A 22,352-nucleotide genomic window follows, 5' to 3' on the forward strand; every position below is an offset into this window, starting at 1 on the left:
GCCGGGCCCTCTTTCCGCAGTCGCCGCCCGCTAGCCGGCGTAGGTCTCGAACTCGGCGACCTTCGGCGTGCCGGTCGCGCCGGTGATCTCGAAGGTGACCTTGCGCAGCGAGGTCCGGGGGAAGCTGATGGGGCCCGCGCCGGTGCCGGTGCCGGTGGCCAGGACGGTGCCGGTGTCGGCGTCGGTCACCCGCCAGGTGCCGATGGTGCCCGCGGAGCCGGACGCCTCCCGGATGACGATCGAGGAGACGGAGACTGCGGAGCCCCACTTGATGGAGATCGAGCCGGTCGAGCCGGCCGGCGACCAGTATGTGCTCAGGTCACCGTCGCGGACGTTGCCGTAACTCGTGCCGTCGGCCTTGCTGGAGCCGTCGGAGCCGGCGCCGATGCTGAGGTTGGTCCCGGAGGGCTGGGTCGCCGTCGGGGTGGGGGTGGGGGCCGGGGTGGTCGTGGTGGGCGTCGGGGCCGGGGTCTGCGGCGAGCAGGAGCCGTCCGACACGAGCAGGCCCTTGCCCGCGCCCGCCGTCCGGCTCACAACGTCGGGTACGCAGGCGGCCGCGTCCATGGGGTACGCGTACGGGATGCTCACCGTGGTGTTCGACCGTACGTCGGGGCCGGCCGGGTGGTAGTCCGACTCCGGCGCCGACCAGGTCACGCCGTCGAAGATGTTGCCGCTCACCTGCCAGTAGCCGGCCGCGTCGGTGTAGAAGGTGCCCAGGACGTCCTTGGAGTCCTCGAAGTAGTTGTTGTCGACCTTGGCGTGGGCGCCCGCACGGGAGTTGATGCCCGATTCGTTGAGGTGCAGGTAGTGGTTGTTGTACATGTGCGCGGTCCCGCCGCGGAGCAGGGGCGTGCGGGAGTCGATGTTCTCGTACAGGTTGTGGTGGTACGTGAGGAAGCCGTTGGACAGCTCGGTCTCGCTGGAGCCGACGAGGCCGCCCCGGCCGGAGTTGCGCAGGATGCTGTAGGACATGGTCACGTACTGGGTGTTGTCCTTCAGGTCGAAGAGGCCGTCGTACCCTTCCGACTCCCCGCCGGACGCCTCCAGGGTGGTGTGGTCGACCCAGACGTTGCGGACGTCGTTCTCCATGCCGATGGCGTCGCCGCCGTTGGACGTGGGCGAGCCGGACTTCTTGACGTTCCGGACGGTCACGTTCTGGATGATGATGTTGCTCGACTCGCGGATGTGGATGCCGAGTTGGTCGAAGACGGCGCCGCTGCCGACGCCGACGATGGTGACGTTGCTGATCTGCTTGAGCTCGATGACGCCGTCCGCGGTGTTGCAGCTCGCGCCCGACACCTTCGACGTGTTGGCGTGGTTGATGGTGCCTTCGACCTCGATGGTGATCGGTGTGCTGCTGCTCGCCCGCCCGCAGAGGGCGGCGTGGATCGCGGTGCCGGTCGTGGCCCGTACGGTCTGCCCGCCGGCGCCGCCGGTGGTCCCGCCGTTCTGCGTCGCGTAGCCGGTGGCGCTCCCGGTCGCGGCCGAGGCCTGGGGCATCGCCACCACCACGCCGGCCGCGGCGGCCAGCGCCGTCGCGGCCAGACCCGCCGAGAGTCGCGCCGTCGTCGATCGTCGCACCGTCGCCGATCGCTCTACTGTCGATCGCCTTGCCGTCGATCGCCTCATCGCCGTCTCCGAATCTCTGATTCGTTGTCGATTTCCTTACCCCGCAAGGCAGAAAGCGCTTTCTGCCCGTCGCACGATAGGGGTCCCGCAGAGGGCTGACAAGGCTCGCGGAACGAACGTGTTCCCGGGGCCGCGCCCGCTCCGGCCGGCCCCGCGACACGTTCTAGAGCACGATCCACTCCGTGGACGTCGTGACCTCGTTCAGGACGTCAGGGAGCGGCTCGATGCCCAGACCGGGGCCCGTCGGGACGTCGAGATGCCCGTCGGCGAGCACGAACGGCTCGGTGATGTCGGTGGCGAAGTAGCGGTGCGAGCCGGAGGTGTCGCCGGGGAGGGTGAAGCCCGGCAGGGCGGCGAGGGCGACGTTGGCGGCGCGGCCGATGCCGGTCTCCAGCATGCCGCCGCACCAGACGGGGACGCCGTGGGCGCGGGCGATGTCGTGGATGCGGCGGGCTTCGAGGTAGCCGCCGACCCGGGCCGGCTTGATGTTGATGATCGAGCAGGCGCCGAGGGTGATGGCCGCGGCGGCGTCGGCGGCGGACTCGATGGACTCGTCCAGGCAGATCGGTGTGCGCAACAGCTTCGCGAGCTGGGCGTGCTGGACCATGTCGTCGTTGGCGAGGGGCTGTTCGATGAGCAGCAGCCCGAAGTCGTCGAGCTTGGCGAGGTGTTGGGCGTCGACGAGGGTGTAAGCGGCGTTGGCGTCGACCTGGAGGAGGAGGTCGCCGCCGAAGCGCTCGCGGACCGCGCGGACGGGCGCGATGTCCCAACCGGGTTCGATCTTCAGCTTGATCCGGACGTAGCCCTCGGCGACATAGCCCTCCACCGCGTCCAGGAGCTCGGGTATCGAGTTCATGATGCCGACGGAGACGCCGCAGGGGACGCGGTCGCGGGACGCGCCCAAGTGGGAGGCGAAGGACTCGCCGGTCAGCCGGAGTTGGGCGTCGAGGACGGCGGTCTCCAGGACCGACTTGGCCATGTGGTGGCCGGTGAAGGGTGCGAGGGCGCGGCCGACGCCGGCCGCGTCCACGCCGTCCTTCGGCAGGGCCGGGACGAGGTGGCGGCGCAGGACGTCCTGGGCCCCGTCGACGTACTCGGAGCAGTAGCGCGGCTCGGACATGGCCGCGCACTCCGCCCAGCCCTCGGTGCCGTCGGAGGTGACGACGCGGACGAGCAGGACGTCGCGGCTGGTCTCGATGCCGAAGGAGGTGCGGAACGGGGCGACGAGCGGCATCGCGATGCGGCGCAGTTCGACGCCGGAGATCTTGGTCTTCATGTGCGGGTGGCTCCTGGGGCTGGTTCAGGCTGCGGTGCGGTGGACGACGTAGCCGCGGCGGTCGTGGAAGCCGGCGACACGGGCGCCTTCGGCGAGCAGGCCGCCGAGCACGTGCCGTACGGCGAGGCGCCAGTCCCGGGCGGCGCCCGGGTCGGTGCGGCGCAGGGACTCGATGTCGTCGGGGAGGTCGACGAGGACGGTGCCGGTGTCGGCCGGGCCGATCACGGGGCGGCCGTCGTCGTTCCGGACGCCGTACGAGGCACCGGCCGGCGGGTCCGGGGGGTACGGCGCCACGGGCGCGGTCAGGTCCCAGGCGGCCAGGACGCGGTCGGACTCGTCGCCGCCGTTGATGGCGTCGCCCATCTCACCGTAGAACGACTGCAGGTACTCCACCGGGCGGGCGCCGAGCTTGACCAGGTTGAAGTGGGCGTTGCGGCGGATCAGCGGATCGTAGGTCCAGGTGATCCGCTTGATCCCGCGGGCGAGGGCCCAGTCGCGCTGGTGCAGTTTGAGGGCGAGGCCGATGCCGCGCCCCATGGCCGTGCCGGTGATGTGGGAGTGCAGGGTGGTGCCGATGGGGTCGCCGTAAAAGGCGACGGACGCGCCGACCAGGCGCCCGCCCTCGTACGCCCCGGCGACGTAGTTGCCCGCGTGGGACAGGGCGCGCATCACCTCGGCGGAGACGGGCGGGCTGCCCGCGTCGGTCCCCCATATGCCCGCGTAGAGGCGGCTGACGGTGTCGAGGTCCTCCATCGCGTGGAGTTCTCTGAGTTCGAGATCGAGGCCTGGTGCGTTCACTGCAGCGCTCCGACGAGGTGGGCCAGGAGCCGGGCGCGGTCCGGCATCGTGGTGGTGACGACGTGTTCGTGGGCGGCGTGGGCGCCGTCGCCGACGGCGCCGAGACCGTCGAGGGTGGGGCAGCCGGCTCCGGCGGTGTAGTTGCCGTCGGAGGCGCCGCCGACGGCCGCCTGCCGCAGCGGGCCGAGGCCGAGCCGCGCGGCGACGTCCCCGGCGAGGGCGAACAGCTCGGCGGAGGCCTCGGGGTCCAGGGGCGGGCGGTTGGGGCCTCCCGCGACCAGGAGGCGCGCCTGCGGGTCGTGCGGCCGCAGGGTCCTGATCAGCTGGTCGACCGCGTCCTGGGCGGCCGCGCTGGGCACCCGTACGTCCACGCTGAGGTCGGCCCGGGCGGGCACGGTGTTGCTCGCGGTGCCCGCCGAGGCAAGCGTGGGTGTGACCGTCGTCCCGGGCCCCGTCCGCGCGGTGACGGTGTCGGCGATCCGGCCCAGGGCCAGGAGCTGGTGGGCGAGTTCGGTCGCCGCGTTGACGCCCTTCTCCGGTTCGAGCCCGGAGTGGGCGGCGCGGCCGTGGACCGTGAGGTCGTAGAGGGAGACGCCCTTGCGGGCGGTCTTGAGGGCTCCCCCGGGCGCGGACGCCTCCAGGACGAGGGTTGCCTCGCACTGTCGCGCCAGCTCCTCGATCAGCGGACGGGAGGTGTCCGAGCCGACCTCCTCGTCGCCCGTGACGAGCACGCACACCCCGTCCAGGGACGGCAGCGAGGCCAGGGCGTGGAACATCTGCACCAGGCCGGCCTTCATGTCGAACACGCCGGGGCCGCGGGCGATGCCCTGCTCCACCGACCAGGGGTGGGTCTTGAGGGAGCCGATCGGCCACACGGTGTCGTGGTGTCCCAGGAGCAGGACGCGCGGGGCGCCGAAGGTCCACCGGACGTGCGTGACGCCGTGGACGACCGGTGTCTCGGGGCGGGCGCCGAGCAGCCGGCTCCCCTGGTCGGCGACGACGCGCGCGCTGCGGGCGACGGCGGCGTGGTCGGCGGAGTACGACTCACAGGTCACGAGCTCTTCGAGGTCGGCGAGCATGGCGCCGAGGCCGGGCGCTGGACGCGCCCGGGCGGGCAGGGGCTCTTGGTCAACCGGCACGGTGGTTCCTCCTGGTGGGATGGACGCCACGCTAGGCAGGCCGCGATCACCGCGGTTGGTGTCACGGTGAGGAACGTGGAGGCCCGGTTCGTACGGGGAACCCAAGGCCGGCGCGCCAGGCCGTGTCCTTCGGATCAGGGCCGGACAGGCCGCCGAGATCCGAAGGACACGGCCTACGCCTCCGGGCCGAGGAGCCGCAGCTGCAGCATCACGGCGAACCGCGCCGCCGGGTCCTGGAGGTCCAGCTCGCCCACCTCGGCCACCCGGCGGATCCGGTAGCGGAAGGTGTTGGGGTGGACGAACACGCTCGCCGAAGCCGTGATCACGTCACCGAAGGCGTCCAGCCAGGCCCGCAGGGTCTCGACCAGGTGGGCGTTGTGCCGGGCGTCGTACGCGACGAGCCGGGCGAGCGGGCCCGACAGTTCGTCCCGGTTGGCGACGGCCAGGTCCCGCAGTTCGAGGAGCAGGGCGTCGACGTACACGTCGGAGATGGAGGCGGCGCGCCTGCCGTTCCGGCCGTCGGACAGGACGCGCAGCGCCCGGTCGGCGTTGGAGCGGGAGCGCGGCAGCGCGGCCGGCTCCTCGGCGACCGAGCCGATCCCGATGACCGCGCCGGCCCGGTCGCCGGTACGGGCCAGGAAGTCGGAGGCCACCTGCAGGGCACGCTCCCGGGCCGCCGGGGTGTCGTCGGGCACCGGGAAGAGCGCGTACACGACGTCGCCGAGCAGCGCCACGGCCGAGCGCGGCTGTACGGCGGCGAGGTGGACGGCCAGGGCGGAGGCCAGGCGCTGGCGCTCGGCCGTGACGTGGGCGTGGTCCTCGCCCTGTTCGGGTGCGAGGCCCATGGCCAGGACGAGGGTGGGGCCGTCGACGAGTCCCAGCCGGCCGAGGGCCGCCACCGCCCCGGCCCCGCCTTCCAGCGCGGTCGTGACGAGGTCGGCGCGCAGCCGGTTCTCGGCGTCCGTGCCCGCCCGGAAGCGGAGCATGTGGAGGGCGACGAGCTTGGCCGACTCCAGGAAGGCCTTCTCCCGCTCGGGGGTGAGGGGTTCGCGCAGCGCCGCCCACACGGATCCGAGGAACTCGTCCCCGGCCCGGACGGCGACCGCCACGCGCGGCAGCGCCACCTCGTCGTCGAGGGTCGGCGCGGGGACGTGCACCAGACCCCGGCTCAGATACAGCTCCTTGAAGACGCCCTGCTCCTCGTGGAGGCGCAGATAGCGCTCGGGCACCTGGCGGGCCAGGATGCTCTCCACCCGGGGAGCGTCCGCCTCGTCCTGCCGGCCGGAGAACGCGAGGATGCGGGAGCGCCGGTCCTCGATGGTCACGGGGGCGTCGAGCAGCGTGGCGACGGCGTTGGCCAGGGCGAAGAGGTCCCCGGACGGCACCCCGCCCAGGGTCTGTTCCTCCCCCTCCCCCACATCGCCCTCGGCGAGCTGCGTGCGCAGCATCGCCGCGAGCTGGGCCCAGGAGGCGCCACGGGTCAGCGCGAGCAGCGCGACACCCGTCTCACGCACGACCGGTTCCAGCGCGCCGGCCTCGTCGACGGGACCGCGGACGACGAGGGCGGTGGCACCGGTCGCGGCGAGCTGCCGCAGCAGCCGGGCGGTCTCCTGGGTGCCGTGCACCCCGACGCCGAGCACGATGGCGCGCTCGGGGTAGTGCTGTTCGTCGTGGGGATCGTGGATGCCGACCCCGCCGATCCCACCGGCCGCGTCGGGGTCTCCGTACAGCAGGTCCAGAAGGGTGTGCCCGAAGTCCTCGAGCACCCGGCCGAGGCTCCGCCCGGGACGCGTCGACATGTGCCTGATCATCTCCGCAGGTTAGGAGGTGCGCAGCCCTGCGATGTGGTGCGTACGGACGAGGTTACGCCGACCGGTTCGTGCCCCGGTACGAACGGCGGCCCGGGCCGCTCCCCGGCAGCTCGCCCTTGCGCGCCTGCGCCGCCCCTCAGGCGGTGTGGGGCGGAGGAGGCGGCATGGCCGGGGGCATGGCCGGGAGCCCTGGCGGCGGCTCGGGCCACACGAGCAGGACCGGACAGGGAGCGTGGTCGACGACGAAGCGTGCGGCGGGGCCGAGGCTGTGCGGCCCCAGATGGGTGCGGTCGCCGTCCCGCGCCAGGATCAGCAGCTCGCAGCCCTCGGCCGCGGCGACGACCTCGTGCTCGACCCGTCCGGTCCGCTCGGTACGGGTGCAGGGGCGGCCGAGCCGGTCGGCGGCGTCCTGGAGCAGCTGCCGCGCGGAGGCGGCGGCGAGCTGCTCCAGGCGCGTGCCGGGGTCCCTCCCCCAGCCCTCGCCGGGGCGGTGCTCCTCGGGGTGGCCGCGGCCGAGGAGTCCGGCGAAGGCGCCGTGTGCCGCGCCGGGAACGTCGGCGGGGGTGACGTGCAGGAGGACGACGTCGGCGTCCGCCGGGGTGTGCGCGCGGGCGGCGTCCACACAGGCGGGCCAGGTGCCCTCGACGATCCAGACGACCACGGCCATGGGTGTCAGCCTCCTCCGATGACGGTCAGCGAGAGCCACAGGGCGAGCACGGCGGCGACCAGGCTCGCGGGTACCGCGTACACGCCGAGCCGGGTGAACTCCTTGAGCTCCACCTCGCCGTCGTGTGCGTGGACGATACGCCGCCACAGCAGGGTGGCCAGGGAGCCGGCGTAGGTGAGGTTGGGCCCGATGTTCACCCCGAGCAGGACGGCCAGGACGGCCCCGGGGCCCAGCGGGGCGGTCAGCGGCAGCAGCACGAGGACCGCGGGCAGGTTGTTGATGACGTTCGCGAGGACGGCGGCCAGCGCGGCGAGGGCGAGCAGCGCCGGCAGTCCGGTGCCCTCGGGGATCAGCTGTCCCAGGGCGTCGTCGAGTCCGTTGTCCACCACCGCGAGGACCACGATCCCGAGGGCCAGGACGAAGGCGAGGAAGGGCACGGAGGCGGCGCGGACCAGCGCCCGGGGCGTGGTGCGGCGCCGGATCAGGGCCCGTACGGCGAGGGCCAGGGCCCCCGCCAGGGCGGCCCACGCCGGGTCGACGCCGACCGCCGAGGTCAGCACGAAGCCGGCCAGCGTGCACCCCACGGTCACGAGGGCGAACAGCGGCAGCGGCGGTGGTTCCACGGCGGCGGGGGCCTGCGCCCCGGCGTCCAGGTCGGTGGCGAAGAAGCGCCGGAAGACCAGGTACTCGACGCCGATCGCCGCCGCCCACGGCAGGGCCATCAGCGCGGCGAACCGGGTGAAGGTCAGCCCGCTGGCCGCGAACGCGAGCAGGTTGGTGAGGTTGGAGACGGGCAGCAGCAGGGAAGCGGTGTTCGACAGGTGGGTGCAGGCGTACACGTGCGGCTTGGGACGGGCGCCGATACGGGCGGCGGTGGCGAACACCACCGGGGTGAGCAGCACCACCGTGGCGTCCAGGCTGAGCACGGCCGTGATCGCCGACGCGGCCAGGAACACCTGGGCGAGGAGCCGGCGTGGCCGGCCCGCCGCCGTACGCGCCATCCACGCCCCGCACGCCTGGAACAGCCCCTCGTCGTCGCAGAGCTGAGCCAGCACCAGTACGGCCGCCAGGAAGCCGATCACCGGCCCGAGCCGTTCCGCCTCGGCCAGCGCGTCGTCGAGGGAGACGGCCCCGGTGGCGACCACCAGGGCCGCGGCCGGCACGGCGACGACCGCCTCCGGCCAGCCGAAGGGGCGGATGACCGCGCAGGCGAGCACGAGGACGAGCAGGGCCGCGGACAGCGTCTCCGCGAGCTGGGGGTTCAGGATCCGATCCTTCCTCGGCGGCGGACCGACCGCCCGCACCATCGCACGGAACGCTACCCCCTCGAAGATCGCGTCCCGCGCACGCGGGAGAGTCCGGCGTCGCGAGGCGCGCCGGGCCCGTTGACGGTGCCCTCAGCCGTTACTACTGTGCGCTCCAGATCGAGTGGGAGCGCTCCCACCCCATGCTTGTCATGCTCATCTCATAGCCCTCGAAGGAGCTCCTCGTGCCACCCTCTCGCTCGTTACGCCGCTCCGCCGCCCTGCTGACGGGCGTCCTCCTGCTCGGCGGCCTCACGACCGCACCCGCCGTCGCGGACGTCCAAGCCGCCGCCGCGGCGACCGCCGCCGTACGCGTCAACCAGGTCGGCTATCTGCCGGACGGCCCGAAGCGCGCCACGGTCGTCACCACGGCGGCGCAGTCGCTCACCTGGCAGCTGCGCAACGCCTCCGGGACCGTCGTGGCCTCCGGCTCGACCGTCCCGCACGGCGCCGACACCCCTTCCGGCCAGTCCCTCCAGGTGGCCGACTTCTCCTCGTACCGGGAGACGGGCGCGGGATACGTCCTGGCGGTGGACGGCAGCAGCAGCGTGCCCTTCGACATCCGCGCGGACCTCTACGACGCGCTGCGCTCCGACTCCATGGCGTTCTTCCACCACCAGCGCAGCGGCATCGCCATCGACGCCTCCCTGGTGGGTTCGGCCTACGCCCGTCCCGCCGGGCATCTCGGCGTCGCCCCCAACAAGGGCGATGTCTCCGTCCCCTGCCAGGCCACCGTGTGCGACTACACCCAGGACGTCAGGGGCGGCTGGTACGACGCGGGCGACCACGGCAAGTACGTGGTGAACGGCGGCATCTCCGCCTGGCTGATGGTCAGTTCCTTCGAGCGGGCGAAGCGGGCGGGGCAGGAGCAGGCAGTCGGCGACTCGACCCTGCGCGTCCCCGAGCGCGGCAACGGCACGCCGGACGTCCTGGACGAGGCGCGCTGGGAGCTGGACTTCCTGATGCGGATGCAGGTGCCCGAGGGCCGGCCGTACGCGGGCATGGCCTTCCACAAGGTCCACGACGCGGCCTGGACCGGCATGCCCATGCGCCCCGACCAGGACCCCCAGGCCCGCGAGCTGCACCGCCCGTCCACGGCGGCGACGCTCAACCTCGCGGCGGCCGCCGCGCAGTGCGCCCGGGTCTTCCGCCCGTACGACTCCGCCTACGCGGACCGCTGCCTGTCGGCCGCCCGGCGGGCCTGGACCGCGGCGCAGGCCAACCCCGCCCTGTACGCACCCGCTTCGGACAGCACGGGCGGCGGAGCCTACGACGACACACGGGTCACCGACGAGTTCTACTGGGCGGCCGCCGAGCTGTACGCGACGACCGGCGAGAGCGCCTACCGGGACGCGGTCACCTCCTCGCCCTGGCACACCTCGTCCGACGCCTTCAGCGCGTACGGCTTCGGCTGGGCGGACACGGCCGCGCTGGGGCGGCTCACCCTGGCCACGGTCCCCAACGGACTGCCCGCCACCGACGTGGCCCGGGTCCGCGCCTCGGTGACCTCGGCCGCCGACGGCCACCTGTCCCGGATGGCCGCCCAGGGCTACGCGGTGCCGACCCCGGCGGACGGCTACTTCTGGGGCTCGAACGGCAACATCGCCGACAACGCGATCGTCATGGCCGTCGCCGGTGAGCTGACGGGCGACACCCGCTACCGCACCGGCGCCCTGGAGGCGATGGACTACCTGCTCGGCCGCAACGCCCTCGGCCGGTCGTACGTGACCGGCTACGGCGAGACGTCCGCCCAGAACCAGCACCACCGCGTCTGGGCACACCAGTTGGACGCCTCGCTGCCCCACCCGCCGGCCGGCTCGCTCGCGGGCGGCGCCAACAGCGGGCTCCAGGACCCGGTGGCGCAGGAGAAGCTGGCGGGGTGCGCGCCGGCCGCCTGCTACATCGACGACATCGGCTCGTACTCCACCAACGAGGTGGCGATCAACTGGAACGCGCCGCTGGCCTGGCTCGCCGCCTACGCCGCCGAGCGGCCCTCCGGCGGCGGTGAACCGCCCACCGCGGCCTGCGCGGTGACGTACACGGCGGGGAGCGTCTGGAGCACCGGCTTCACCGCGACCGTCACGGTCAGGAACACCGGTCCGACCGCCGTGGACGGCTGGCAGCTGACCTGGGACTGGTCGGCCGGCCAGCGCGTCACCAGCGCCTGGAACGCCACCGTCGCCCAGAACGGCACCACGGTCACCGCCCGCGACGCCGGCTGGAACCGCTCGATCGCCCCCGGCGCGACCGCGAGCTTCGGGTTCCAGGGGAGTCACACGGGTGCGAATCCCGCCCCCACCGCCTTCACGCTCAACGGCGGCACCTGCGCCTGACCTGCCTGACTCGTCCGAATCGGACGTGGTGGACGCCGATGTGGCGGATCTCGTCGCATCGGCGTCCCGGCCGACGCAGGCCCGCCTCGGCCCGTCACCGTACCGGCGTCGCGGACACGGCCTGAGCTCTGAGCACGCCGAGCAGCCGCGTCACCTCGCCGGCCATCGCCGTGCGGCCCGCGCCGAGGTAGCGGCGGGTGTCGACCAGCGACGGGTCGCTGTCGAGCACCTCGCGCGCGGCCGTGGTGAAGACCCGGTTCAGGTGGGTGGCGAGATTGACCTTGGTCATGCCGTGGTCGACGGCGGCGGTCAGCGCGTCGTCCGCGGCGCCGGAGGAACCGTGCAGGACCAGCGGTACGGGGACGGCTTCGCGCAGCGTACGGATCAGGTGGAAGTCCAGGACGGCGTCGCGGGTGCGCATGGCATGGGAGGTGCCGACGGCCACGGCGAGCGCGTCCACTCCCGTGGCCGCGACGAACGCCGCGGCCTCGGCCGGGTCGGTGCGGGCGCCGGGGGCGTGGACGCCGTCCTTGCCGCCGACCTCGCCGAGCTCGGCCTCCACCCAGACCCCGGCCGCGTGGCAGTGGGCGGTGATCGCCGCGGTGGCCAGGAGGTTCTCCTCGTACGGGAGGACCGAGGCGTCGTACATGACGGAGGTGAAGCCGAGTTCCACGGCCTCGTGGACCAGGGCGTCGGAGGTCGCGTGGTCGAGGTGGACCGCGACCGGGACCCGGGCGCCGCGGGCCACGGCCAGGGTCGCCGGGCCGATGGCCTGGAGGCCGCCGTGGTAGCGGGCCGCGTTCTCGCTGATCTGGAGGATGACCGGCGCGCCGGCGGCTTCCGCGCCGGCCACGATCGCCTGGGCGTGTTCGAGCTGGATGACGTTGAAGGCGCCCACGCCGTGGCCGGCGCGCGCTGCGGGGGCGACGATGTCCCCCGTACTGACGAGAGGCATGACGGTTCCTTACGAGAGGGGCGGGAGCGGCGGGAGGGACGGGACGGGGTGGACGTCCACCGCATCGCGAAGGCGCCGGTGGACGGCGGGGTCGAACGAGCCCGCCAGCGGCGCGGCGACGGTGGCGGTCGAGAGCGCCACCGCCTCGGCGAGCCGCCGCGGCCAGGAGACGCCGGCCGCCAGGCCCCGGGCGAGGGCGGCGACCGCCGCGTCACCGGCGCCGGTCGGGTTGCCGCGCAGCCGCTCGGGCGGCACGGCGCGCCAGGCGCCCTCCGGGGTGACGGCGAGGAGGCCGTCCGGGCCGAGGGAGGCGACCACGGCTTCGGCGCCGGCGGCGCGCAGGGCCTGCGCCGCCCGGCGGGGGTCCGACTCGCCGGTGGCCTCGGTCAGTTCGTCGGCGTTCGGCTTGACGAGGGCCGGGCCCGCCGGAAGGGCGGCGCGGAGCGCCGGGCCGCTGGTGTCGAGGACCGCCGGGACGGCCCGGGCCCGGGCGGCGTGGACGAGGGTCGCGTACGCGTCCTCGGGCAGGCCGGGCGGAAGGCTGCCGGAGAGCACGACGACCGTGGCCCGTTCGACGCACGCCTCGAAATCGGCGAGGAAGCTCCGCCATTCCTCCGGCCGGACGACGGGGCCCGGTTCGAGGAGCGTCGTCGTGTCGCCGGTGTGCTCGTCCACCACGGCCACCGTGCGGCGGGTCTCGCCGTCGACGGGTGTGAGGAGCTCCGGGAGCTCCGCCCGGCACAGTTCGCGGCGCACCGCCTCGCCGGTCGGTCCGCCGGCCAGGCCGGTGACGAGCGTGGGGAGGCCCAGGGTGTGCAGGACGCGCGACACGTTGACGCCCTTGCCGCCCGCCCGGGCGCCGACGTCGCGGACGCGGTGCGCGGAGTGGGGGCGGAGGCGGTCGACGCGGTGGGTGATGTCGAGGGCCGGATTGAGGGTGACGGTGAGGATCACGGTCCTGTCGCCTCCCGTTCCAGGAGGTCGTGGGCGAGCAGCGCCGCGCCCAGGCAGCCGGCCCGGTCGCCGAGCCGGGCCTCGGTGACCTCCGGTACCGCCTGGAAGGTCAGCCGGTGGGCGAGGGCCTCACGCAGGGGCGCCAGGTAGGCCTCGCCCGCGCGGGCCAGGCCTCCGCCGACGACGACGCGCTCGGGGTCGTACAGCGTGACCGCCGTCGCCAGGGCGTCGGCGAGCGCCTCGATCGCATCGGTCCAGATCGCGGTGGCCACGTCGTCGCCGGCGTCGGCGCGGGCCTGCACCTCCCGGGCGGTGATGCCGTGCCAGCCGGTGGCGCGGGCGTAGCGGCGGGCGATGGCCGCGGCCGACGCCACCGTCTCCAGACAGCCGCGTCCTCCGCAGCGGCAGCGTTCGCCGCCGGGCCGGACGACGACGTGGCCGAGTTCGCCGGCCCGGCCGTGCCCGCCGGTGAGCGCGCGGCCGTGCCGGAACGCGGCGGCGGCGATGCCCGTACCGACCGGCACGAACAGGAAGTCGGCGCAGCCGCGGCCCGCGCCGACGCGCGCCTCGGCCAGTCCCCCGGCGCGTACGTCGTGGCCGAAGGCGACGGGGAGACAGAGGTGTTCGGCCAGCCAGTCCTGGACGGGTACGTCGGTCCAGCCGAGGTTGCCCGCGAGGACGGCGAGGCCCGATTCCTCGTCGACGATGCCGGGGACGACGATCCCGGCCGCGTCCGCGTCCGGGCAGCGCCCGGCGAGTTCCTCGGCGCAGGCGAGGACGGTCTCCAGGACCGCCTCGGGGCCGCGGTCGGCGCGCGTGTACCAGCGGTCGGTGTGTTCGAGGGTGGTGGCGCCGTCGGTGAGGGTGCCGCCCTTGATGGAGGTGCCGCCGACGTCCAGGGCGATGACCGTCCGTGCGGCCGTCCTCGCGGCGCCCATGGCGCTTCCGGTGCTCTTGGTGCTTCTGGTGCCCATGGTGCTTCCGGTGGTGCTTCCGGCGCCCGTGGCGGTGGTCATGAGCCGGTGAGGACGATGGAGCGGGTGAGGTTGCGCGGCTGGTCGGGGTCGAGGCCCCGGCGTTCGGCGAGGGCGACGGCCAGGCGCTGGGCGCGGATCAGGTCGGCGAGCGGGTCGCCGGGGGACGCCGTGAGGTACGCGCCGGTCGCGCGGACCTGGTCGGCCAGGCCGGCCGGCGGCTCGCCGAAGAACCACACGACCGTGCCGGGGCCGCTGACGCTGATGGGGCCGTGCCGGTACTCCATGGCCGGGTACGACTCCGTCCACGATCCGGAGGCCTCGCGCAGCTTCAGCGCCGCCTCGTGGGCCAGGCCCGTGGTCCAGCCCGTGCCGAGGAAGGTGAACTGACCGGCGGTCAGGAGCTTCTCGGGCAGCCGGGACGCCAGGGCGTCGTCGGCCTGCCGCAGCAGGTCCTGCGGTACGGGGCCGAGGCTCGCGCGCAGCAGGAGGAGCGCGGTCGTCGCGAAGCGGGTCTGCACGACGGAGCGTTCGTCGGCGAAGGACAGGTCCACGACGGTGTCGGCGGCGTCCTTGACGGGCGTGTCGAGGTCGCCGGTCAGCGCCACCGTCGCACTGTCGCCGGCCCGTTCGAGGGCGTCGAGGACCTCGGTCGTGGTGCCGGAGCGGGTGATGGCGACGACCCGGTCGTAGCGGCGCGCGGCGGGGAAGTCGGACGCGGCGAACGCGTCCGTCTCCCCGAGCCCGGCGCCCTCGCGCAGCGCCGCGTACGCCTGCGCCATGTACAGCGAGGTGCCGCAGCCCACGACCGCGACCCGCTCACCGGCCTGCGGCAGCCCGGCCGGCCGGGCCTCCAGGGCCCGGCGCCAGCACGAGGGCTGCTCGGCTATTTCCACCTCGACGTGACTCACAGGGCCTCCCAGAAGGCGCGTCGGCCGGCCTATGCCCAGCCGAATGATTGAACATGACTCGTTTATAGCTTCTTCGCTCAGCTTTGAGCAAGCATGCGCAGGGGTTGATCACACAACTGCGAACCGGGATACCCTCGGCTCCTGCACGTCATGTCGCGAGGCGACAACACGAGACGAGGAGAACGGCGATGGCCACGCACGAGCGGTGGACGCGGCTGCTCGACGCTCTGAGCGAGCGCGGCAGCATCGAGGTCGGCGAGGCGGCCGAACTGCTGGACGTCTCCCCCGCCACCGTGCGCCGCGACCTGGAGGAGCTGGCCCGTCAGCAGCTGCTGACCCGCACCCGCGGCGGGGCGGTGCTGTCCGGCGTCACGTACGACCTGCCGCTGCGGTACAAGACGGCGCGCAAGGCCGACGAGAAGCACCGCATCGCCCGCGCCGCCGCCGCGCTCATCCCGCCCGGCGCGGTCGTCGGGCTCAACGGCGGCACCACGACGTCCGAGGTGGCGCGCGAGCTGGCGACCCGGGCCGACCTGGCCGAGCACGGTGGGGCCACGGCACTGACGATCGTGACCAACGCCGTGAACATCGCGAACGAGCTCGCGGTCCGCCCGTACGTGAAGACCGTGGTGACCGGCGGGGTCGCCCGCCCCCAGTCGTACGAGCTGACCGGCCCGCTGGCGACGGCGGTGCTCCAGGGCCTCTCGCTCGACTACGCGATCCTCGGCGTCAACGCCGTCGACCCGCGCTTCGGCGCCGCCACCCACGACGAGGGCGAGGCCAGCGCCAACCGCGCCATGGCCGAACGGGCGGAGAAGGTGATCGTGGTCGCCGACTCCACCAAGCTCGGCCAGCGCGCGTTCGCCCGGGTCTGCACGATCCCCGAGATCGACACCCTGGTCACCGACCACGACGCCCCGGACGAGCTCGTCGAGCAGCTCACGGCCCAGGGCGTCGACGTCCACTGCGTGTAGGGCCTGTCCGGCGGAACAGGGCCCCGGCTCCCGGGCCTACTTGACCGAGCCGGCCGTCAGCCCGGACACCACATGGCGCTCGATGACCGCGAACAGCACGATCACCGGCACGATCGCCACCAGCGACGCGGCGAACACCTGGTTCCACTGCACGCTGTAGGCGCCGATCATGTTGTTGATGCCGACGGTGAGGGGCTGCCGCTCGGGTGAGGTGGTGAGCGTCAGGCCCATGATGAACTCGTTCCACGCCGCGATGAAGGTGAAGATCACGGCGGTGACGATGCCGGGCATGGCGAGCGGCAGGGTCACCCGGAACAGCGCGCGGGCCCGGCCGCAGCCGTCCATCATCGCGGCCTCCTCCAGCTCGACGGGGATCGAGCCGATGTAGGCGCTGATGATCCAGACCGCGAAGGCGAGGTTGAAGGCCGCGTTGGCCACCATCAGGACGGTCGTCGTGTCCAGCAGGCCGAGGGCGTGGAACTCCCGGTAGAGGCCCACCTGGAGCGCCGTCGGCTGGAACATCTGCGTGACGAGCACGAGCAGCAGGAAGGCGGTGCGGCCCCGGAAACGGACCCTCGCCGTGTAGTACGCGGCGGGCAGCGCCACAAGGAGCACGAGCAGCGTCGAACCGGCCGCGATCAGCAGGGTGTTGCCCAGGTTCTGCCCCAGCGTGGTGTCGCTCCACACCCGGGTGAAGGCCGACCAGGCGAAGTGCGAGGGCAGATAGGCGTTGTCGCGCAGCTCGTCGGCCGGCCGCGCGGCCGTGATCACCATCTGGACGTACGGCAGCAGGAAGAGCGCGGCCAGCGCCCAGGCCGTGCCGGTGAGCAGCACGGTCTTCGTACGGGGACGGGGACGGGGACGTGGACGGGGGCGAAGGGTCACCGTGCTCATCGGTCCGTCTCCTTCCAGCCGCTGACCTTGAGGAAGACCAGGACCATGACGATGACGGCGGCGAAGTTGACCACCGACAGGGCGGCCGACTCGGCCACGTCGTAACTGCGCAGCATGTACATGAAGACCGTGGTGGTGGCGGTGTCGGCGTTGGGGCCGCCCTGGGTCATGCCCCAGATGATGGGGAACGAGTTGAAGACGTTGATCAGGTTGATCACCAACGCCACGAGGAACGCGGGCCGCAGCAGCGGCAGCGTGATCCGGAGGTACGTCTGCGGGCGCGAGGCGCCGTCGACACGGGCGGCCTCGTACACCTCGCCGGGGACCGTCTGGAGCCCGGCGAGGAGCGTGTACGTGGTGAAGGGCAGGGAGACGAAGACGGCGACGGCCACCAGCCACGGCTTCGCGTGCGCCGCGTCGCCGGTCCACGCCTCGGCCGAGTCGATCAGACCGAGGTCGAGCAGGAGCCGGTTGAGGACGCCGGCGACCTGGTCGAGCATCCAGCGGAAACCGATGGCGGTCATCAGGACGGAGGCCGCCCAGGGCGCGATGAGCGCCCAGCGGGTGATCCGGCGGCCCGGGAAGCGCTGGTTGAACAGCTGGGCCAGGGCCAGCGAGATCAGCATGGTCAGCGCGACGACGGCGACCGTCCATACGGCGGTCCAGGTCAGGACGTCGGGGAGCCGGGGGTCGGCGAACAGTTTGCGGTACTTGTCGAGCCCGGCCGGTCCCTGGTCCACGCCGGAGGTGTCGATCCTGCGCAGCGAGGTGCGGATCATCTCGACGACCGGCCAGACGACGACGGCCAGGATGAGCAGGACGGAGGGCGCGATCCAGGGCAGGGCGCCGAGGCGCTTACGGGGTGGGGTGCTGGTGGCCACGAGCGTTCTCGTTTCGGAGGTGCTTTGGGAGGTACGGCCTCGGCCCGTCACCGCCCCGCCTGCTCGGCCGCCTGCTGGAGGGCGTCGAGGCCCTTCCGCGGGTCGTCGAGGGCGCTGCCGATCTGGGTCTTGATCTGGGCGGAGACGCCGGGCCAGGTCGGGTCGCTGAGCGGGTAGAAGGTCGCGGTCGGCAGGATCTCGAGGAAGGGCTTGAGCTCCTTCGTCGCGGGGTCCTCGACGAGCGCGGCGCGGGCCGACTGGGTCACGGGCAGCAGGTTGTAGGTCTTGGCGAACCTGACCGTGTTCTCCTTGCCGTACGCGAAGTCGAGGAAGGCCTTGATCTCCTTCTTGTGGCCGCCCTTCTTGAAGGCCATGACCCAGTCGGCGACGCCGAGGGTGCTGGGGCTCTTCTGGTGCGCGCCCGGCATGGCGGTCCAGGTGACGTCCATGCCCTTGAGCTCGGCGAGCTGGCCGGGGAAGCCGTTGAGCATGCCGACCTTGCCGGAGGCGAAGTTCTTGGTGAGGTCGGTGCGGTTGACGGCGGCCGGGCTCTTCTCCGTGAGGCCCGCGTCGGCCCACTTCTTGAGCTGGGTGAACGTCTCCACGTTGGCGGAGGAGTCGATCGCGTACGTGCCGCTGGAGTTCTGGTAGCCGCCGCCGTTGCCCATCATCCAGATGAACGCCTCGGCCTGGGCCTCCTCCTTGCCGAGCGGGACGCCGAGGGGCACCTCGACACCCGCCTTCTTGAGCGCGGTCGCGGCGGCGGTGACCTCCGCCCAGGTCTGCGGCGGCTTCCTGGGATCGAGGCCGGCCTTGCGGAACAGCGCGTTGTTGATGAGGAACATCCGGGCGCTGGAGACGAACGGGATGCCGTACCGGGTGTCGTCCTGGGCGCCGGCGTCGGCCATGGCCGGAATGAGGTCGCCCTCGGTGGAGACCGAGAGCACCTCCGGGACGGAGTACAGCAGGCCGCTCTTGGCGAAGTCGGCGTAGCCGCCGGTCTGGAGGACGTCCGGCTGGTTCCCGTTCTGGACCATGGTCTTGACCTGGGCGTCGATGTCGTTCCAGTTGATCACCCGGAGGTCGACCTTGACCTTGGGGTTCTTCTGCTCGAACGCCTTGATCACGTCCTGCCAGTAGGCCTGGCTGGGGTTGTCGCCGTTGGAGCCGTAGTCGGCCGCGACGAACGTGAGCGTGGTGACCCCGCCGGCGCCGGTCGAGGCGCCGGATCCGCCCCCGCATGCCGTGAGCACGAGCGCGCCGACGACCGCGGCGGTGGACAGGGTGAGGAGACGTCGCTTCATGGCAACTACCGCCTGGTTCACGAGGTGAGAGGTTGACGCGCGAAACTGATCAGGTCGGCGCGTATTGCTCAACTTAGAGCACTCAACCTGCCCGATGTCACCCGAGAGCCCCGCTCGGTTATGGACTTGTGACCGCGAAGTCGGGGCCGAGACTTCGTGCGCAGATCTGATTGCTTTTGATTGTTGAGTGCACTAAGCGCGCACTTGACGTCATTCGACGGCGGCTGCTGTCATGTCGCGACCACTCTCGGCAGTGTCGGCGAGCGAAAGGCGACAGCGATGCGAGCACGCTCTTCAGTACGGATCAGGGGCCGAGGGCGGCGACCAGCCGTCCTCGGCCTGGTGGTGGCCCTGGTGGCGGCGGTCTTCGCCGTCGCGGGACCGGTGTCGCCGGCCGCGGCGGCGACCGCCGGGGACGCCACGGGGGTCAGCCAGACCGGCAACACCTTCACGATCAGCACCTCGACGGCGGCCAAGGCCCGGGTCCAGGTGGCCCGCCAGGACATCTTCCGGATCTGGCTGTCGCCGAACGGCGGCTTCACCGACGACCCGGCGGGCAACGCCCTCGCGATCGACACCGACTTCGGCGCGGTGACCACGAGCGTCACGGACGCCGGCACGTACTACAAGATCGCCACTCCCGCCCTGAACATCCGGGTCAACAAGTCCCCGCTGCGCTTCTCGGTCTACCGGGCCGACAACTCCACGCTCGTGTGGGCGGAGTCCCAGCCGCTCTCCTGGACCGGCACGCAGGCCAGCCAGTACCTCACCCAGGGTGCCGACGAGCAGTTCTACGGCACGGGCCTGCGGCTCGGCGAGTGGGCGCTGCGCGGCAAGACCGTGCCCGTCTCCGGCAGCAACAAGTGGCTGGAGAACCACAACGCGAGCCCCGCGCCCTTCTACATGTCGACCAACAACTACGGCGTCATGCGGAACACCTGGGCGCCGGGCACGTACAACTTCGGGGCGCCGGGCACGTTCACACACAACGAGAACCGGTTCGACGCCTGGTACTTCGTCGCCGACTCCCTCAAGGGCGTCCTGGACGCGTACACGGACGTGAGCGGCAAGCCGTTCCTGGCGCCGATGTGGGGCTTCGAGCTCGGCAACGCCGACTGCTGGAACGCCTCGAACCCCGACTACACCGGTGACCACGGCCGGCTCCGTCACCAGACCACTCCCGACGTGGTCGGCTACGCGAACGACGCGCGCGCCGCCGACATGCCGTCGGGCTGGTTCCTGCCCAACGACGGTTACGGCTGCGGCTACACCGCGCCCCTGAAGAGCACGGTCGACGCCCTGAAGGCCAAGGGCTTCCAGACCGGCCTGTGGACCTCGACCGGTCTGGCGAACATCGGCGAGGAGGTCGGCACCGCCGGTTCGCGCGGGGTGAAGACCGACGTCGCCTGGATCGGCGGCGGCTACAAGTACGCCTTCGACGGCGTCCAGCAGGCGGTCGACGGCATCGAGAAGAACTCCGACGCCCGCCGCTACGTCTGGACGGTCGACGGCTGGGCCGGCACGCAGCGCAACGCCATCGTCTGGACCGGCGACACGCCGGGCACCTGGGACGCCATGCGCTGGCACGTCCCGGCGATCACCGGCGCGGGCCTGTCCGGCCTCAACTACGCCTCCGGGGACGTGGACGGCATCTTCCAGGGCAGCCCCAAGACGTACGTCCGCGACCTGCAGTGGAAGGCGATGACACCCGTCTTCATGACGATGTCCGGCTGGGGCGCCACCGGCCCGGAGGCCGGCTACCAGGACAAGCAGCCCTGGCGCTTCGCCGAGCCGTACCTGTCCATCAACCGCACGTACCTCAAGCTGAAGATGCGGATGATGCCGTACTTCTACTCCATGAGCCGGGTGGCGACCGAGACCGGTACGCCGACGCTGCGGGCCATGGTCCTGGAGTACCCGGACGACCCGGTCGCGCGGGGCAACCAGACGAGCGGTCAGTTCATGTCCGGCGACTCGCTCCTGGTGGCTCCCGTGGTGACGGACACGACGAAGCGGGACGGCATCTACCTGCCCGCCGGCACGTGGACGGACTACTGGAGCGGCCGGACGTACAGCGGTCCGGGCTGGCTGAACGGCTACGACGCCCCGCTCGACCGGCTCCCCATGTTCGTCAAGGGCGGCGGGATCGTGCCGATGTGGCCGCAGATGAACCACACCGGCGAGAAGCCGGTCGACACCCTCACGTACGACGTGTACCCGCGCGGCTCGTCGACGTTCACGCTGTACGAGGACGACGGTGTCACCCGCCAGTACCAGACCGGCGCGTACGCCAAGCAGAAGGTCGACGTGACGGCACCCACCTCCGGCACCGGCGACGTGAAGATCAGCGTCGGCGCGAGCACCGGCACGTACACCGGCAAGCCCGCGAGCCGCGGCTACGAGTTCACCGTCCACGCGGCCGCCGCCCCCACCGGCGTCACCGTCGACGGCGCGGCCCTGCCGGCCCTGACGTCGAAGGCCGCGTACGACTCCGCCACGACCGGCTGGTACTTCGACCCGGCCGACCGCTCCGGCACCCTGCGGGTCAAGACGGGCTCGAAGTCGGGCGCGTTCACGGTCACCGCGTCCGGTGTGACGCTGCTCCCGGCCACCGAGGTCCCCGCCACGGGCGCGCCGATCTCCAAGTCCGCCTGGAAGATCGCGTACGCCGACAGCCAGGAGACGGCGTACGAGGACGGGGCCGCCGCCAACGCCATCGACGGCGACCCGGCCACCACGTGGCACACCGCCTACTCCGGCGGCACGGCCGCACAGCTCCCCCACGAGGTCCAGATCGACCTCGGGGCGCGCTACGACGTCGACAGCCTGTCGTATCTGCCGCGGCAGGACGGCGGGAGCAACGGACGCGTCGGGTCGTACGAGGTGTACGTCTCCGACACCACGGCGAGCTGGGGCAGCCCGGTCGCGACCGGCACGTGGGCCGACAGCGCCACGGAGAAGAAAGCCTCGTTCGCGCCGAAGACGGGACGCTACCTGCGCCTGAAGGCCCTCAGCGAGGCCGGGGACAGCGGCCCGTGGACCAGCGCCGCCGAGATCTCCGCGTCCGGCCTGCCCACCCCGCTCCCGTCGAACGCAACGCTGGTCAACGGGGCTTCGGGCACCTGCGTGGACCTGCCGTACAGCGCCACGGCCCCCGGCACGGAACCGACGCTGTACGCCTGCCACGGCGGCGCCAATCAGCGCTGGACGTTCACCACGGCCGGCACCCTGACCGGCAAGGACGGCGTCTGCCTCGACGGCTCCGGCACCAGCGTGACCGTCCAGGCGTGCAACGGCTCGGCGGGTCAGAAGTGGCAGCTCGGCGCGCAGGCGACGATCACCAGCGGCGGACGCTGCCTGGCCCCGGTCGGATCGGGCACGGCCAACGGCACGAAGCTGACGCTCGCCACCTGCTCGGGCACGGCGGCCCAGCGCTGGACGCCGACGGCCTGACGGCCACCACCTGAGGAGGGGAGCTGCGCCCCCGGCCGGCATCGGTCGGGGGCGCGGCCATGAGTTCCCTGAGGCCCCTCACTCAAAAACCTAGA

General features: G+C 72.6%; 17 protein-coding genes. 3 read left to right on the forward strand and 14 right to left on the reverse strand.

Translation table 11 applies throughout. The features are described 5' to 3' along the window. Window positions 1-30: 30 nt before the first annotated feature. The 7 genes from KV205_RS25700 to KV205_RS25730 form a co-directional block, all read right to left on the reverse strand. On the reverse strand, window positions 31-1,581 hold the full coding sequence (locus KV205_RS25700) for a polysaccharide lyase family 1 protein (protein WP_265866986.1): 1,551 nt from the start codon (window positions 1,579-1,581) through the stop codon (window positions 31-33). Between the two features lie 211 nt (window positions 1,582-1,792). After that, on the reverse strand, window positions 1,793-2,905 hold the full coding sequence (menC, locus tag KV205_RS25705) for an o-succinylbenzoate synthase (RefSeq protein ID WP_265866987.1): 1,113 nt from the start codon (window positions 2,903-2,905) through the stop codon (window positions 1,793-1,795). Window positions 2,906-2,929: 24 nt separating this feature from the next. Then, the gene (locus KV205_RS25710; protein WP_265867045.1) at window positions 2,930-3,658 is read right to left on the reverse strand and encodes a GNAT family N-acetyltransferase; all 729 of its coding nucleotides are present in this window, start codon (window positions 3,656-3,658) and stop codon (window positions 2,930-2,932) included. A 41-nt stretch (window positions 3,659-3,699) separates the two neighbouring features. Further along, the gene (locus tag KV205_RS25715) at window positions 3,700-4,782 is read right to left on the reverse strand and encodes a M20 family metallopeptidase (protein WP_265867046.1); all 1,083 of its coding nucleotides are present in this window, start codon (window positions 4,780-4,782) and stop codon (window positions 3,700-3,702) included. A gap of 233 nt (window positions 4,783-5,015) precedes the next feature. Beyond that, window positions 5,016-6,641, reverse strand: coding sequence for a CdaR family transcriptional regulator (locus tag KV205_RS25720; RefSeq protein ID WP_265866988.1), 1,626 nt, complete (start codon window positions 6,639-6,641; stop codon window positions 5,016-5,018). 148 nt (window positions 6,642-6,789) lie between these two features. Further along, window positions 6,790-7,320 carry a universal stress protein gene (locus KV205_RS25725; RefSeq protein WP_265866989.1) on the reverse strand — a complete coding sequence of 177 codons (531 nt, stop codon included), beginning with the start codon at window positions 7,318-7,320 and terminating at the stop codon, window positions 6,790-6,792. Between the two features lie 5 nt (window positions 7,321-7,325). Beyond that, complete coding sequence (locus tag KV205_RS25730) at window positions 7,326-8,627, reverse strand: SLC13 family permease (RefSeq protein WP_265866990.1); 1,302 nt, start codon at window positions 8,625-8,627, stop codon at window positions 7,326-7,328. 182 nt (window positions 8,628-8,809) lie between these two features. Between KV205_RS25730 and KV205_RS25735 the strand changes: the two genes are divergently transcribed. After that, window positions 8,810-10,957 carry a glycoside hydrolase family 9 protein gene (locus KV205_RS25735; RefSeq protein ID WP_265866991.1) on the forward strand — a complete coding sequence of 716 codons (2,148 nt, stop codon included), beginning with the start codon at window positions 8,810-8,812 and terminating at the stop codon, window positions 10,955-10,957. A gap of 94 nt (window positions 10,958-11,051) precedes the next feature. Here KV205_RS25735 and KV205_RS25740 read toward each other — a convergent pair whose 3' ends face one another. The 4 genes from KV205_RS25740 to KV205_RS25755 all read right to left on the reverse strand — a co-directional run bounded on the left by KV205_RS25740 (window position 11,052) and on the right by KV205_RS25755 (window position 14,751). Further along, entirely contained in the window at window positions 11,052-11,912 is an 861-nt protein-coding gene (locus tag KV205_RS25740) for a class II fructose-bisphosphate aldolase (protein WP_265866992.1), read from the reverse strand. Window positions 11,913-11,921: 9 nt separating this feature from the next. Further along, the gene (locus KV205_RS25745; protein ID WP_265866993.1) at window positions 11,922-12,866 is read right to left on the reverse strand and encodes a 1-phosphofructokinase family hexose kinase; all 945 of its coding nucleotides are present in this window, start codon (window positions 12,864-12,866) and stop codon (window positions 11,922-11,924) included. After that, entirely contained in the window at window positions 12,863-13,804 is a 942-nt protein-coding gene (locus KV205_RS25750) for an ROK family protein (protein WP_265867047.1), read from the reverse strand. Before KV205_RS25750 ends, KV205_RS25745 begins: the two co-directional genes overlap by 4 nt. 74 nt (window positions 13,805-13,878) lie before the next feature. After that, on the reverse strand, window positions 13,879-14,751 hold the full coding sequence (locus KV205_RS25755; protein WP_265866994.1) for an SIS domain-containing protein: 873 nt from the start codon (window positions 14,749-14,751) through the stop codon (window positions 13,879-13,881). Window positions 14,752-14,939: 188 nt separating this feature from the next. On the opposite strand from KV205_RS25755, the gene KV205_RS25760 reads away from it, so the two are divergent. Beyond that, the gene (locus KV205_RS25760; protein WP_265866995.1) at window positions 14,940-15,725 is read left to right on the forward strand and encodes a DeoR/GlpR family DNA-binding transcription regulator; all 786 of its coding nucleotides are present in this window, start codon (window positions 14,940-14,942) and stop codon (window positions 15,723-15,725) included. A 36-nt stretch (window positions 15,726-15,761) separates the two neighbouring features. On the opposite strand, the gene KV205_RS25765 is transcribed toward KV205_RS25760, so the two are convergent. From KV205_RS25765 to KV205_RS25775, 3 genes are read right to left on the reverse strand one after another with little or no spacing between them, the layout of a single operon-like run. After that, window positions 15,762-16,619, reverse strand: coding sequence for a carbohydrate ABC transporter permease (locus tag KV205_RS25765; RefSeq protein WP_265866996.1), 858 nt, complete (start codon window positions 16,617-16,619; stop codon window positions 15,762-15,764). Continuing rightward, window positions 16,616-17,500 carry a carbohydrate ABC transporter permease gene (locus tag KV205_RS25770; protein WP_265866997.1) on the reverse strand — a complete coding sequence of 295 codons (885 nt, stop codon included), beginning with the start codon at window positions 17,498-17,500 and terminating at the stop codon, window positions 16,616-16,618. The genes KV205_RS25765 and KV205_RS25770 overlap by 4 nt, the downstream gene beginning before the upstream one ends. A gap of 47 nt (window positions 17,501-17,547) precedes the next feature. After that, window positions 17,548-18,804: an extracellular solute-binding protein gene (locus KV205_RS25775; protein ID WP_265866998.1), complete on the reverse strand. Its 1,257-nt coding sequence runs from the start codon at window positions 18,802-18,804 to the stop codon at window positions 17,548-17,550. Window positions 18,805-19,083: 279 nt separating this feature from the next. Between KV205_RS25775 and KV205_RS25780 the strand changes: the two genes are divergently transcribed. Next, window positions 19,084-22,257 carry a TIM-barrel domain-containing protein gene (locus KV205_RS25780; RefSeq protein WP_265866999.1) on the forward strand — a complete coding sequence of 1,058 codons (3,174 nt, stop codon included), beginning with the start codon at window positions 19,084-19,086 and terminating at the stop codon, window positions 22,255-22,257. Window positions 22,258-22,352: the final 95 nt, after the last annotated feature.

Source organism: Streptomyces sp. SKN60 (genome assembly GCF_026236535.1).
Lineage (GTDB): Bacteria > Actinomycetota > Actinomycetes > Streptomycetales > Streptomycetaceae > Streptomyces.